The following is a 12,771-nucleotide window of genomic DNA, read 5'->3' on the forward strand; positions in this document are numbered from 1 at the left end:
CGTGAAAACCTCCCTCATTGACCGTCGCGATTTCCTGAGAGCCGCGGGCATCGGTTTTGCCGCCGCGATGGCGCCGCCGGCCTGGGCAAATACGCTTGCCGCCGATGCCGTCTTCGCCACCGCCTTCGTCAAGCGCGACGGCAGCTATGGCGCCGCAATCCTGTCCGAGGCCGGCAAGCTCCTGCACGCGATCGACTTGCCCGACCGCGGCCACGACGTCACCTTCGATCCCATATCGAAGCGCTCAGTGGTGTTCGCCCGCCAGCCCGGCACCTTCGCCGTGGTCTTCGATCACGCCGGGCGCGATGAACCGCTGACCATCGCCAGCATCACCGGCCGGCATTTCTTCGGCCATGGCGTGTTCTCCCCGGACGGCGCCTTGCTTTATGCCACCGAGAACGATTTCGACAACGCGGCCGGCGTCGTCGGCGTCTACGACGCGCGGGCGAAATTCAAGCGCCTTGGTGAATTCCCGACCTATGGCATGGGACCCCACGAGCTTCTGCTCCTGGGCGACGGCAGGACGATCGCCGTTGCCAATGGCGGCATCGAGACTCATCCCGATTATGGCCGCGCCGAACTCAACATCGCCACCATGAAGCCGTCCTATGTGCTCATCGACCGTGTCACCGGCGATCTGGTCGAGAAGCACGAATTGCCGGCGGCGCTGCACCAGCTGTCGATCCGCCACATGGACACCGACCAGACCGGCACCGTCTGGTTCGGCTGCCAGTACAGGGGGCCCGGCACCGACCGTCCGCTGCTGGTCGGCCGCGCCGCGCGCGGCAAGGATTTGCAGCTCCTCGACATGCCGCGGGATGTCCTGTCCGGCTTCCGCAACTATATCGGTTCCGTCGCCGCCAATCCGGTTGCCGGCACCATTGCCGTCTCTTCGCCGGAAGGCAATTCGCTTGTGGTGATCGATGCGGCGAGCGGGCGGCTCGTCTCGTCAAGCGCACTGGTCGAGGTCTGCGGCGTGGCGCCAGACGGGACGGGTTTTATGGCCACCACCGGAGCCGGCGAAATCGTCGAATGCAATGGCGCGACACGGTCCGAACCGGACTACGTCTGGGACAACCATATGCTGCGCATAGAGCCGGCCGCATAGACACCTTCCCGCTGCGTCGGAGCGAAGCCGCTTAAGAAATTATGCGCTTTCCCCTTGCGGTGGCGCGCTGTGGCAGGCACAGGGAATTGTTTTTCGAACCGGTCGTTTCATGAAAATGCTCGCCATCGACTGTGCCGCCAACCTCTGCGCCGCCTGCGTCTATGATGCCGGGGCGAGGCAGGAACTCGGCCGCGCGGTGCTCGATCTAGGCAAGGGCCATGCCGAGCATCTGATGGGCGTCATCGCCGAGGCGCTGAAGGCCGGTGCAACCGCCTATGCCGGCCTTGGCGCCATCGCCGTCTCCGTCGGCCCCGGTTCCTTCACCGGCCTGCGCGTCGGGGTTTCCACTGCGCGTGGCCTGGCGCTGGCGCTCAAGCTGCCTGCAATCGGCGTGACGACGCTCGAGGCGCTGGCGGCCGAGGCGGCAGGGGCATTTCCCGGCCGTGCCGTGCTGGCCGCGCTCGATGCCGGCCGCGAGGAGATCCATGCCGCTCTCTATGATGAAATGTCGGTTTTGACTTACGGTCCGGCCGTGGTCACGCTGGCGGATGCCGTGGCCATGGCGAGCGAGCGGTCTTCGGTGCTCGCCGGAACCGCCGCGACGCGGATCGCGGCATCCGCCGGACGCTCCTTCGACATCGGACCCGAGACGGCGACCGCGGACATTCTCACCTACGCCCGCCTGGCGGTCACCAAGGGCGAGGGCGAGAGGCCGAAACCTCTTTATCTGCGCGGCGCCGACGCCAAGCCGCAGGCCGGGTTCATACTTTCCAGGCAAGGGAAATAATGCGCATACCTTTTCTCCAGCCGCGCCGCCGCGATTACGCGCTCGAACCGCTCAGGACCACCGACAGTCCGGCGGTCTCGCTCCTGCACCGCGAGGACTTCGTCCGCCCATGGACCGATGGCGAGTTCGCGGCCTTGCTCGAACAGGACACCGTGTTCGGCTATGCCGCGCGCGAAACCGGGCAGGGCGCCAAGCCGCCGGTCGGCTTCGTGCTGGCCCGGCTGGCGGCCGGCGAGGGCGAGATCCTGACCGTCGCGGTGGCGCGGTCGCATCGCCGCCAGGGGCTGGGCTGGCAGTTGATGGACGCGGTGCTGCGCGAACTGCACGCGCAACGCGCCGAAGCGCTCTTCCTCGAGGTCGACGAGACCAATGTCGCCGCGATCGCCCTCTACAGGCGTCTCGGATTCCGCGAGGTCGGCAAGCGCCCCAACTATTACAGGTCGCCCGAGCATGGACCGACCGGCGCGCTTGTCATGCGCCGCGATCTTCGCTAGCCAGGGTTTCGGGGTGGAGCGATGATCGGAAAAATCAGGATTTTCCTGGCGATAGGGCTGGTCGTCGCCGGTTCGCTGATACTGGTGCCTTTGCAGGTCCTGTCGATGAAGACCGGCTGGTGGCCGGAAACCTTCATCCTCAAGATCTGGCACAGGCTGATCGTCAGGGCGCTCGGCATGCGCATCCATGTAAACGGCACGATGTCCGACCGCCGCCCCTTGTTGATTGCCTCAAATCACATCTCCTGGACCGACATCATGGTGCTGGGCTCGTTTGCCGATGTGAAGTTCATCGCCAGGGCCGACATGGAAGGCTGGCCGCTGATCGGCATGCTGTCGAAGCTCCAGCGCACCGTCTTCATCGAGCGTGAGCGCAAGCGCTCGTCCGGCGACCAGGCGAGCGAGATCGCCAACCGCATGGCCAAGGGCGATGCCATGGTGCTGTTTGCCGAAGGCTCGACGGGCGACGGCAACATCGTCCTGCCCTTCAAGAGCACGCTGTTCGGTGCCGCCTCGATGGCGATTTCGGAGGGCGCGGCGGAGCAGGTCTTCATCCAGCCGGTAGCGATCGCCTATACCCGGCTGCATGGCGTGCCGCTCGGCCGCCGGCACCGGCCGATCGCGGCGTGGATCGGCGACGAGGATCTGATGCCGCACCTCAAGGTGCTGATGGCGGAAGGCGCGCTCGATGTCGAGGTGCATTTCGGCGAGCCGATCGCCTTCGCCAAGGGGTCGAACCGGAAGGAAACGGCGAAGCTGATGGAAAGCCGCGTGCGCGAAATGATGCAGGCGGCACTGGCCGCGCCGCGCCCGAGCCGCTGAATCCCGAAGGCCCCCAGGCAGAATCGTCTGTTTTTTGTCGCGGAAAGGCGTTAGAAGCCGCCGGATGGACTTGAACACGGTTGAAAGCGACGACATCGGCACTGCGGCTGGACAGCAGGCAGTGATTTCCGCGGCAGCGAAAAAGGTCTTCGTCAAGACTTATGGCTGCCAGATGAACGTCTATGATTCGCAGCGCATGACAGATGCGCTGGCCGCCGACGGCTACACGGCGACGCAGACCATCGGCGAAGCCGACCTGGTGCTGCTAAACACCTGCCACATCAGGGAAAAAGCGGCTGAAAAGGTCTATTCCGAGCTCGGTCGCATTCGCGAAATGAAGGCCGAACGCGCCGCCGCCGGACGCGAATTGCTGATCGGCGTCGCCGGTTGCGTGGCGCAGGCCGAAGGGGCCGAGATCATCCGCCGCTCGCCCGCCGTCGACCTGGTCATCGGCCCGCAGACCTATCACCGGCTGCCGGACGTACTGGCCAGGGTGCGCGGCGGCGAGAAGATCGTCGAAACCGACTACGCCATTGAGGACAAGTTCGAGCACTTGCCGCAGCCGAAGCGCGCCGAGGTGATCAAGCGCGGCGTCACCGCCTTCCTCACCGTCCAGGAGGGCTGCGACAAGTTCTGCACCTTCTGCGTCGTGCCCTACACCAGGGGGTCCGAAGTGTCGCGGCCGGTGGCACAGATCGTCGCCGAAGCCGAGCGCCTGGCGGAAGCCGGGGTGCGCGAGGTGACGCTGCTTGGCCAGAACGTCAATGCCTGGCATGGGCAAGGCGAAAACGGCGAGGAATGGGGCCTTGGCCGCCTTCTGTTCAGGCTGGCCGAAATTCCCGGGCTGGCGCGCCTGCGCTACACCACGAGCCACCCGCGCGACATGGACGACGAGCTGATAGCGGCCCATCGCGACCTGCCGGCACTGATGCCGTATCTGCATCTGCCGGTGCAATCCGGGTCCGACCGCATCCTGCAGGCGATGAACCGCAGGCACACGGCGGATGATTATCTGGCGCTGCTCGACCGCATCCGCGCCGTGCGGCCCGATATCGCGCTGTCGGGCGATTTCATCGTCGGTTTCCCCGGCGAGACCGAGGCGGATTTCGAGGCGACGATGGAGCTGGTGCGCCAGGTGAACTACGCCTCGGCCTTCTCGTTCAAATATTCGCCGCGCCCCGGCACGCCGGGCGCCGAGATGGCCGGCCATGTGCCGGAAGCGGTCAAGGACGAGCGTTTGCAGCGGCTCCAGGCGCTGCTTTTGAAGCAGCAGCAGGATTTCGGCTTGAGTCTCGTCGGCCGCACCATAGATACGCTGATCGAGAAGCCAGGTCGCCAGGCCGGCCAGAAGGTCGGACGCTCACCTTGGCTTCAGCCCGTTATTGTTGATGAAAAGGCCGGCGAAATCGGTGACATTATCCAGGTGCGAATCACGAAGACGGGTTACAATAGCCTGTTCGCCGAATTGGTCTGATGACCTCGGCAGATGAGGAGAGACGGTTGAGCGCAGCGGAGCTGAAGAACCTGCCCCCGGTACCGGCATCTGGGGCTTCTGACATGGCGCACATCGTACTGACTTTCGACAACAACAAGCTTGCCAGCGCCCTCTACGGCCAGTTCGACGAGAACCTCGCCCGGCTCGAGCAGAAACTGGGCGTCGACATCCGCTCGCGCGGCAACCAGCTCACCATCAAGGGATCGGCTTCCGCCGCCGAGCAGGCCCGCCGGGCGCTCGACAATCTCTACGGCATTCTCCAGAAGGGGGTGGATATCGGCCAGTCCGATGTCGACGGCGCCGTGCGCATGGCGGTCGCCGCCGATGACCAGCTCACGCTGCCGACGCTGGAGCGCAAGGGCAAGGTTTCGGCCGCCCAGATATCGACGCGCAAGAAGACGATCTACGCCCGCTCGCTCACGCAGGACGCGTATATGCGGGCGCTGGAGCGCTCGGAACTGGTGTTCGGCATCGGCCCGGCCGGTACCGGCAAAACCTACCTGGCGGTGGCGCATGCGGCGATGCTGCTCGAACGCGGCATGGTCGAGCGCATCGTGCTGTCGCGGCCTGCCGTCGAGGCCGGCGAGCGGCTGGGCTTCCTGCCGGGCGACATGAAGGAGAAGGTCGATCCCTACCTGCGGCCGCTCTACGACGCGCTCTATGACATGATGCCGGCCGACAAGGTCGAACGCGCCATCGCCGCCGAGGTGATCGAGATCGCACCGCTCGCCTTCATGCGCGGCCGCACGCTGGCGCATGCCGCCGTCATTCTCGACGAGGCGCAGAACACCACGCCGATGCAGATGAAGATGTTCCTGACCCGTCTGGGCGAGAATTCGCGCATGATCGTCACCGGCGACCCGACGCAGATCGACCTACCGCAGAACACCAAGTCCGGCCTTGTCGAGGCGCTCCGGATCCTCGATGGTGTGACCGGCATGGTGACGGTCCGCTTCAATGAAGGCGACGTCGTCAGGCATCCGCTGGTCGCCGAGATCGTCAAGGCCTACGACCGTGACGGCAAGCTCGCCCGCGGTCTGGGGACCGAAGGCTGATTTGATCGAGCGACCTCATGGTTGAGCCCGAAACGCCGAACGGGCCGGCTCCGCCGCTGCCCGTCGACATTGATCTGACGGTCGAGGCTGGGCATTGGCCGGACGAAGCCGAGCTTGTCCGGCTGGTCGCCGCCGCCGCCGCCGCTGCATTCGCCGAGACGGGTGCGGCTGGCCGTTCCGAACTCAGCGTCGTTTTTTCCGACGATGCCCATGTCCAGGCGCTCAACGCCGGCTGGCGCGGCAAGGACAAGCCGACCAACGTCTTGTCTTTTCCGGCATTTCCTTTCCCCAAGGGCGGTCCCCTGCCGCCGATGCTCGGCGATATCGTGCTGGCCGCGGAGACGGTGGCGCGCGAGGCGGGACTGGAAGACAAGCCGCTGGAGAACCATATTTCCCATCTCGTCATCCACGGCCTGCTGCATCTCATGGGCCATGATCACGAGACCGATGCCGAGGCCGAGGAGATGGAGGCCGTCGAGCGCGCCGCGCTCGCCAGACTTGCCATTCCCGATCCCTACGCGTAACTACTTCTAACCAATTGACGGACGAAGATGAACGACAAACCTGAAACTGCCGTCCGCCCCGACGCCGGCAGTGCGACCAAGGCTTCCGACACGTCGGAAGAGGGATCAAGTCCGAGTACCGTTACCCCTGGTGTTGCCAACACCGGCAGCGTCGCCGGTGAGCCGTCGCCTGCCGGGCCTTCCCTGTTCAACCGCGTTCTGGGCCTGTTCAGGCAACGCAACGGAACCAGCCTGCGCGAGGAGATCGCCGGCGCGCTCGCCGAGACGACGAGCGATGTCGAATCCTTTTCGCCGGGCGAACGCGCCATGCTCAACAACATCCTGCGGCTGCGCGAGGTGCGCGTCGAGGACGTCATGGTGCCGCGCGCCGACATCGAGGCGGTCGAGATCACGACCACGCTTGGCGATCTGCTTGGCATGTTCGAGCAGTCCGGCCATTCCCGCATGCCGGTCTATGCCGAGACGCTCGACGACCCGCGCGGCATGGTCCATATCCGCGACGTGCTGGCCCATATCACCAAGATTGCGCGCGTCAGGAAAGGCCGGGCGACCAGGAAGACACCCGCCGCCACGGTTCTCGACCTCACCCAGGTCGATCTCTCGCGCACCATAGGCGAACTGAACCTGATCCGGCCGGTGCTGTTCGTGCCGCCGTCCATGCTGGCCTCCGATCTGATGGGCCGCATGCAGACGACCCGCACGCAGATGGCGCTGGTCATCGACGAGTATGGCGGCACCGACGGGCTCGTCTCGCTCGAGGATATCGTCGAGATGGTGGTCGGCGACATCGAGGACGAGCACGACGACGACGAGCCGATGATCACCCAGACCGGTGAAGGCGTGTTCGTCGTCGACGGCAAGGCCGAGATCGACGAGGTCGCCAAGATGATCGGCGGGGATTTCGCCGCCGGCGAACATGGCGAGTATGTCGACACCATCGGCGGCATGATCTTCAACACGCTTGGCCGGGTGCCGGCGCGCGGCGAGGTGGTGCAGGCCATCCCTGGCTTCGAGTTCCATGTGCTCGACGCCGATCCGCGCCGCGTCAAGCGCGTGCGCATCGTGCAGAACCAGAAGGGCGAACGTCGCCGCCGCGCCGCGGCGCGCACCGAGCAGGCTTAAGCGCCTGCGGATGACCGAAGACCCCTTCAAGCACGCCGCCTTGGGATCCGGCGTGTTCTACAGGGATCCGCGGGCCGCGCTGGATTGGCTGGAGGCAGCTTTCGGCTTCGAGCGCAGCATGGTGGTCAGCGATGCCGACGGCAAGCTCGTCCATTCCGAGATGCGGTTCGGCGACTGCTACATCATTGTCGATTCCGAATGGAGCGACTACGTCGCCAGCCCGGCCTCGGTCTCGGGCAAGAACACGCAGTCGGTCTATGTCAGGCTGAAAGACGGCATTGATGCACATTGTGAGCAGGCGCGGACGGCGGGTGCCGGTATAATCCAGGAGCCGGCGGACCAGTTCTACGGCGAGCGCCAGTATCGGGCGCGCGATCCCGAGGGCCATGTCTGGACCTTCACCCAGACCATCCGCTCCGTTCCGCTGGAAGAGGCCGAACGGCTCGGCGACGTGCGCATAGAAGGGTGGCACCGCTGATCCATGTCGCCCTAAATAACTTCGGTTTTGGGAGGAGGACATGCACAAAAACAAAGACCTAAGGCGCGTCGTCTGATCAGTTCAAACGCGATGCGCTCCAGCAGTGGTGAGTGGGTTTCACGGCAGACCACCCGAAGTTTGGAGCGCAGGCCGCGGCCTGATAAATCTGCTGCCGTGATTCGCACGACTCGGAACAATGCATGAACCGCCTGGCCGGCCGGATAATTCTGTTTTGGGGTTGGCGGCGTGCGCTCGTGGCGTTCCTCGCGGGCGCCCTGGCGGTGCTCGGCCAGGCGCCGTACGATTTCTTTGCCGCTTGTTTCATTTCGTTTCCGCTGCTGGTCTGGCTGCTCGACGGGGCGACCGGTGAGGCCTCGGGCAGCCTGTTTGCGCGGCTGCGGCCGGCCTTTGCCGTCGGCTGGTGGTTCGGCTTCGGCTATTTCCTCGCCGGCCTGTGGTGGATCGGATCGGCGCTGCTTGTAGAGGCCGACAGTTTCGCCTGGGCGCTGCCCTTCGCGGTGGTCGGCATCCCCTTTGCATTGGCCTTCTTCTACGGCTTTGCGGCCATGGTCGCCCGGCTCCTGTGGAGCAACGACATCGGCCGCATCGCGGCCCTGGCCGCCGCCTTCGGGCTGGCCGAGTGGCTGCGCGGCTTCCTGTTCACCGGCTTTCCCTGGAACGCGATCGGCTACGCGGCGATGCCGGTGCCCCTGCTGATGCAGAGCGTCTCGGTCACCGGGATGGTCGGCATGAACGTGCTCGCCGTGTTCGTCTTCTCGCTGCCGGCGCTGCTGGCGGCGCGCACGCATCTTCGTCTTGGCGTCGCGCTGCTTGTCGTGCTCGTGGCCGCTCATGCCGGCTTCGGCTATCTCAGGCTCAACGCTCCGGCCGCGCCTGAGGCCCGCACGATCGATGTGCGCATCGTCCAGCCGGCCGTCGACCTTTCGGAAAAGTGGGACGCCTCGGTGCGCGACCGTATCTTCGCCACCTTGATAGGCCTGTCGGCCAAGGCGCCGGACCCCGGCCATGAAAAGCCGCAACTGATCCTGTGGCCCGAAACCTCGGTCCCGTTCCTCCTCACCGAGCGGCCGGACGCTTTGACCGCACTGGGCGACATGCTGGACGCCGGCCAGATGCTGATCGCCGGCGTCGTGCGCGAGGAAGGCGGTGCGGCGGCCGGTGCCGGCAGCCGCTACTACAACTCCGTGGTGGCGATCAACGACAAGGGCGAAATCGCTGACGCCGTCGACAAGGTCCATCTGGTGCCGTTCGGCGAATACCTGCCTTTCGCCGACCTGCTCGATCGTTTCGGCATCGAACAACTGGTCGCTGGCCCGGTGACCTTCACGGCAGGCAATGAGCGGCATGCGATCACGCTGCCGGATGGCGTCCGCGCCTTGCCCTTCATCTGTTACGAAGTGATCTTTCCCGAACTGGTGGCGGTTGACGCAACGTCAGCGCAGCTTATTGTCAACGTTACCAACGATGCGTGGTTCGGCGATACGCCGGGTCCCTATCAGCATTTCAGGCAGGCTCAGATTCGCGCGGTGGAGAACGGGTTGCCCTTGTTGCGTGCGGCCAACAACGGCATCTCGGCGGTTGTCGACCCACGGGGGCGCATCGTCGATGCGCTGGCGATCGACGCGCGCGGGGCCATCGACGTCCGTGTGCCAATCTCGCGGCAAGCGGTCGTGTCCGCCGGCCAGCTGCGCATTAACGGAATGCTGATCATGTTGCTGTTTGCCCTGGCTGCCGTCCTGTTCAATGTAAGGCAAAGGCTACGGGTGAATTGACAGTCGACACATTAGAAACTCATACTGTAACGCCTGAAAATTTCTCGAAGCCGGTGGATCGTTCTGTTGGGGCAGTCGCCTCCGGCTTTGTTTGGGTAGGAAAAAAATCACAAAGCCGAAAAAATTCGGCGAGGAAAAAATGACAGAAGATAACAAGAAGAAACCGAATCCGATCGACATCCATGTTGGAAGTCGCATCCGGCTTCGCCGCAATATGTTGGGAATGAGCCAGGAAAAACTAGGCGAGAACCTCGGCATCACATTTCAGCAGATACAGAAATATGAAAAGGGCACCAACCGGGTCGGCGCAAGCCGCCTGCAGGCGATAGCATCCATACTCGGCGTGCCTGTCGCCTTCTTTTTCGAGGATGCGCCGGGCCAGGAGAGCCCGGCCGGCCGCGGTTTCGCGGAGGATGCTTCGATGGCTTTCGCCGTGGAATTCTGCGGCAGCCCGGAGGGCCTTCAACTCAACCGGGCCTTCGTTAAGATCGCCGACGTCAAGGTGCGTCGCAGGATCATAGACCTGGTGAAGTCGCTGGCGTCCGAAGATTCCGACTGATCCGCAACAGGACTCGACCGGCGGCATTTCGGCCGCTGGTGGTACAAAATATCGACATCGACATTCATGCCAGAAGGGCGGCACCGCTTGACGAGCGGCGCTTCGCCCCGCTAACACGTGGCGCGCCAAATCGGCAGCCTGCCGATCGTTTTTTCAAGAGGGGACACCCGTGACGCGGCAGAACTACTTCTTTACCTCGGAATCCGTTGCCGAGGGCCATCCCGACAAAGTCTGTGACCGGATATCCGACGAGATCGTCGACCTGGTCTACCGTGAGGCCAAGAAGACGGGCATGGATCCGTGGAAAGTCCGCGTCGCCTGCGAGACGCTGGCGACCACCAACCGCGTCGTCATCGCCGGCGAGGTGCGCGTTCCCGAGACGCTGCTGAAGAAGGACAAGGAAGGCAACATCCTGAGGGATGCCGCCGGCCATCCGGTCGTCAACCCGGCGAAGTTCAAGTCGGTCGCCCGCAAGGCGATCCGCGAGATCGGCTATGAGCAGGCCGGCTTCCACTGGAAAAAGGCCAAGATCGACGTTCTGTTGCATGGCCAGTCGCCCGACATCGGCCAAGGCGTCGACAATGCCTCCGACCGCCAGGGCGAGGAGGGTGCCGGCGACCAGGGCATCATGTTTGGCTATGCCTGCCGCGAGACGCCGGACCTGATGCCGGCGCCGATCTACTACAGCCACAAGATCCTCGAACTTCTGGCCGCCGCCCGCCACCAGAACAACGGCGATGCAGGCAAGCTCGGGCCGGACGCCAAGAGCCAGGTCACCGTCCGCTATATCGACGGCAAGGCCGCCGAAGCGACGCAGATCGTGCTGTCGACCCAGCACCTCGATGCGAGCTGGGATTCCAAGAAGGTGCGCAAGGTCGTCGAGCCCTATATCCGCGAGGCATTGGGTGACCTCAAGATCGCCGACGATTGCATGTGGTACATCAATCCGACCGGCAAGTTCGTTATCGGCGGGCCTGATGGCGACGCCGGGCTGACCGGCCGCAAGATCATCGTCGACACCTATGGCGGCGCCGCACCCCATGGCGGCGGCGCTTTCTCGGGCAAGGACACCACCAAGGTCGACCGTTCGGCCGCTTATGCGGCGCGCTACCTGGCCAAGAACGTTGTGGCGGCGAAACTTGCCGACCGCTGCACCATCCAGCTTTCCTACGCCATCGGCGTCGCCCAGCCCTTGTCGGTCTATGTCGACCTGCACGGCACCGGTAAGGTCGACGAGGCAAGGCTCGAGGAGGCGCTGCGCACTGTGATGGACCTGTCGCCGTCCGGCATCCGCCGCCACCTCGACCTTAACAAGCCGATCTACGCCAAGACCTCGTCCTACGGTCATTTCGGTCGCAAGGCCGGCCGCGACGGATCTTTTTCCTGGGAAAAGACCGATCTCGCCAAGGCGCTCAAGGATGCTGTCGCTGCCTGAGGGCGGCGACAGGACCTTGATCAGCCGATGAGTTCCGGGGACAGGCCAAGCCGCGCGACAGAAGCCTTCTTCGGCCGTCGGCGCGGAAAGCCGGTTCGCCCGCAGCAGGCGGCGGCGCTGGAAAGCGGCCTCGACACCTATCGGATCGATCTGACGACCGAGGCGCCGTCGGATCTGCGGGCTCTGTTCGAAGCCGATGTTTCCGCCGTTCGCCTCGAAATCGGCTTTGGCGGCGGCGAGCATCTCCTGCATCGCGCGACCGAAGCGCCGATGACCGGCTTTATCGGTGTCGAGCCCTTCGTCAACGGCATGGCCAAGATGATGATGGCGGTGCGGGAAAAGCCGCTGGCCAACCTCAGGGTCTACGACGACGACGCCACGCGGCTGCTCGACTGGCTGCCGCAGGCCTCGCTCGATGGCATCGACATGCTCTATCCCGATCCGTGGCCGAAGAAGAAGCACTGGAAGCGCCGTTTCGTCAGCCCAGTCAATCTCGAGCGTTTCGCACGCGTTGTGAAGCGTGGCGGCGAATTCCGTTTCGCTTCCGACATCGACACCTATGTGAACTGGACACTGCTGCATTGCCGCGCGCATGGCGGTTTCGCCTGGCAGGCTTCAGAGGCCGTCGACTGGCATCGCCCCTACGATGGCTGGCCAGGCACCCGCTACGAGGCGAAAGCCGTCCGCGAGGGCAGGCGGCCGGCCTATCTTACCTTCATCAGGACCTAGGCATCAGGTCCCAGGCATCGGGATTTGGGCATCAGGATCTGGGCCCTTCGTGAGGGAGAGATCTTCAATTGTTGCGGGGACACAGAAATCGAATGTCGCCCGTTGGCCGGAGTTCAGAAACGGCCGATCTTGTCGAAAGCCGTCGGATCCATGCCGAGGCTGCGCAGATCCTGGGCGCGCGGCTTGCGGCCGGCTTCCACCGCCCGCGACGCGGCTACGGCGCTGCCGAATGTGGTGAAGAGATCGCCTATGGCGGAAAAAACCTTGCGGCTGTTCATTGTCATGTCCTTTCGCGTGCGGTGACGCGCTATCGCTGTCGTTTTGTGCAATGCAACATAGATAGGAGCGCGGCTTGAGGACCAACAAGGGC

14 protein-coding genes are annotated in these 12,771 nt (G+C 64.4%); 13 read left to right on the top strand and 1 reads right to left on the bottom strand.

Annotated elements, in window-relative coordinates; translation table 11 throughout:
• The first annotated feature begins 1 nt into the window (after window position 1).
• The 13 genes from FJ951_RS01500 to FJ951_RS01560 all read left to right on the top strand — a co-directional run bounded on the left by FJ951_RS01500 (window position 2) and on the right by FJ951_RS01560 (window position 12,401).
• Complete coding sequence (locus FJ951_RS01500; RefSeq protein ID WP_140513152.1) at window positions 2–1,108, top strand: DUF1513 domain-containing protein; 1,107 nt, start codon at window positions 2–4, stop codon at window positions 1,106–1,108.
• Between the two features lie 109 nt (window positions 1,109–1,217).
• A complete protein-coding gene (gene tsaB, locus FJ951_RS01505) occupies window positions 1,218–1,895 on the top strand; it encodes a tRNA (adenosine(37)-N6)-threonylcarbamoyltransferase complex dimerization subunit type 1 TsaB (RefSeq protein ID WP_140513154.1) in 678 nt (225 codons plus the stop codon).
• Window positions 1,895–2,389: a ribosomal protein S18-alanine N-acetyltransferase gene (rimI, locus tag FJ951_RS01510; RefSeq protein ID WP_140496816.1), complete on the top strand. Its 495-nt coding sequence runs from the start codon at window positions 1,895–1,897 to the stop codon at window positions 2,387–2,389. The genes tsaB and rimI overlap by 1 nt, the downstream gene beginning before the upstream one ends.
• A gap of 21 nt (window positions 2,390–2,410) precedes the next feature.
• Entirely contained in the window at window positions 2,411–3,211 is an 801-nt protein-coding gene (locus FJ951_RS01515; protein ID WP_140513156.1) for a lysophospholipid acyltransferase family protein, read from the top strand.
• A 64-nt stretch (window positions 3,212–3,275) separates the two neighbouring features.
• Window positions 3,276–4,685: a tRNA (N6-isopentenyl adenosine(37)-C2)-methylthiotransferase MiaB gene (gene miaB, locus FJ951_RS01520; RefSeq protein ID WP_140513158.1), complete on the top strand. Its 1,410-nt coding sequence runs from the start codon at window positions 3,276–3,278 to the stop codon at window positions 4,683–4,685.
• A gap of 83 nt (window positions 4,686–4,768) precedes the next feature.
• Window positions 4,769–5,761, top strand: coding sequence for a PhoH family protein (locus FJ951_RS01525; RefSeq protein ID WP_224518987.1), 993 nt, complete (start codon window positions 4,769–4,771; stop codon window positions 5,759–5,761).
• A 17-nt stretch (window positions 5,762–5,778) separates the two neighbouring features.
• Window positions 5,779–6,285, top strand: coding sequence for an rRNA maturation RNase YbeY (ybeY, locus tag FJ951_RS01530; protein ID WP_140513162.1), 507 nt, complete (start codon window positions 5,779–5,781; stop codon window positions 6,283–6,285).
• A gap of 27 nt (window positions 6,286–6,312) precedes the next feature.
• Window positions 6,313–7,407: a hemolysin family protein gene (locus tag FJ951_RS01535; protein ID WP_140513164.1), complete on the top strand. Its 1,095-nt coding sequence runs from the start codon at window positions 6,313–6,315 to the stop codon at window positions 7,405–7,407.
• Window positions 7,408–7,417: 10 nt separating this feature from the next.
• Complete coding sequence (locus FJ951_RS01540) at window positions 7,418–7,885, top strand: VOC family protein (RefSeq protein WP_140496804.1); 468 nt, start codon at window positions 7,418–7,420, stop codon at window positions 7,883–7,885.
• A gap of 200 nt (window positions 7,886–8,085) precedes the next feature.
• Entirely contained in the window at window positions 8,086–9,678 is a 1,593-nt protein-coding gene (lnt, locus tag FJ951_RS01545) for an apolipoprotein N-acyltransferase (RefSeq protein ID WP_140496802.1), read from the top strand.
• 139 nt (window positions 9,679–9,817) lie between these two features.
• Complete coding sequence (locus FJ951_RS01550) at window positions 9,818–10,237, top strand: helix-turn-helix transcriptional regulator (protein WP_140496800.1); 420 nt, start codon at window positions 9,818–9,820, stop codon at window positions 10,235–10,237.
• A 169-nt stretch (window positions 10,238–10,406) separates the two neighbouring features.
• Window positions 10,407–11,672, top strand: coding sequence for a methionine adenosyltransferase (gene metK / locus FJ951_RS01555; RefSeq protein ID WP_140496798.1), 1,266 nt, complete (start codon window positions 10,407–10,409; stop codon window positions 11,670–11,672).
• Window positions 11,673–11,699: 27 nt separating this feature from the next.
• On the top strand, window positions 11,700–12,401 hold the full coding sequence (locus FJ951_RS01560; protein WP_140513166.1) for a tRNA (guanosine(46)-N(7))-methyltransferase TrmB: 702 nt from the start codon (window positions 11,700–11,702) through the stop codon (window positions 12,399–12,401).
• A 113-nt stretch (window positions 12,402–12,514) separates the two neighbouring features.
• Here FJ951_RS01560 and FJ951_RS01565 read toward each other — a convergent pair whose 3' ends face one another.
• The gene (locus FJ951_RS01565) at window positions 12,515–12,679 is read right to left on the bottom strand and encodes a hypothetical protein (RefSeq protein ID WP_140496794.1); all 165 of its coding nucleotides are present in this window, start codon (window positions 12,677–12,679) and stop codon (window positions 12,515–12,517) included.
• Window positions 12,680–12,771: the final 92 nt, after the last annotated feature.

It is taken from the genome of Mesorhizobium sp. B2-2-3, assembly GCF_006442405.1.
GTDB lineage: Bacteria > Pseudomonadota > Alphaproteobacteria > Rhizobiales > Rhizobiaceae > Mesorhizobium.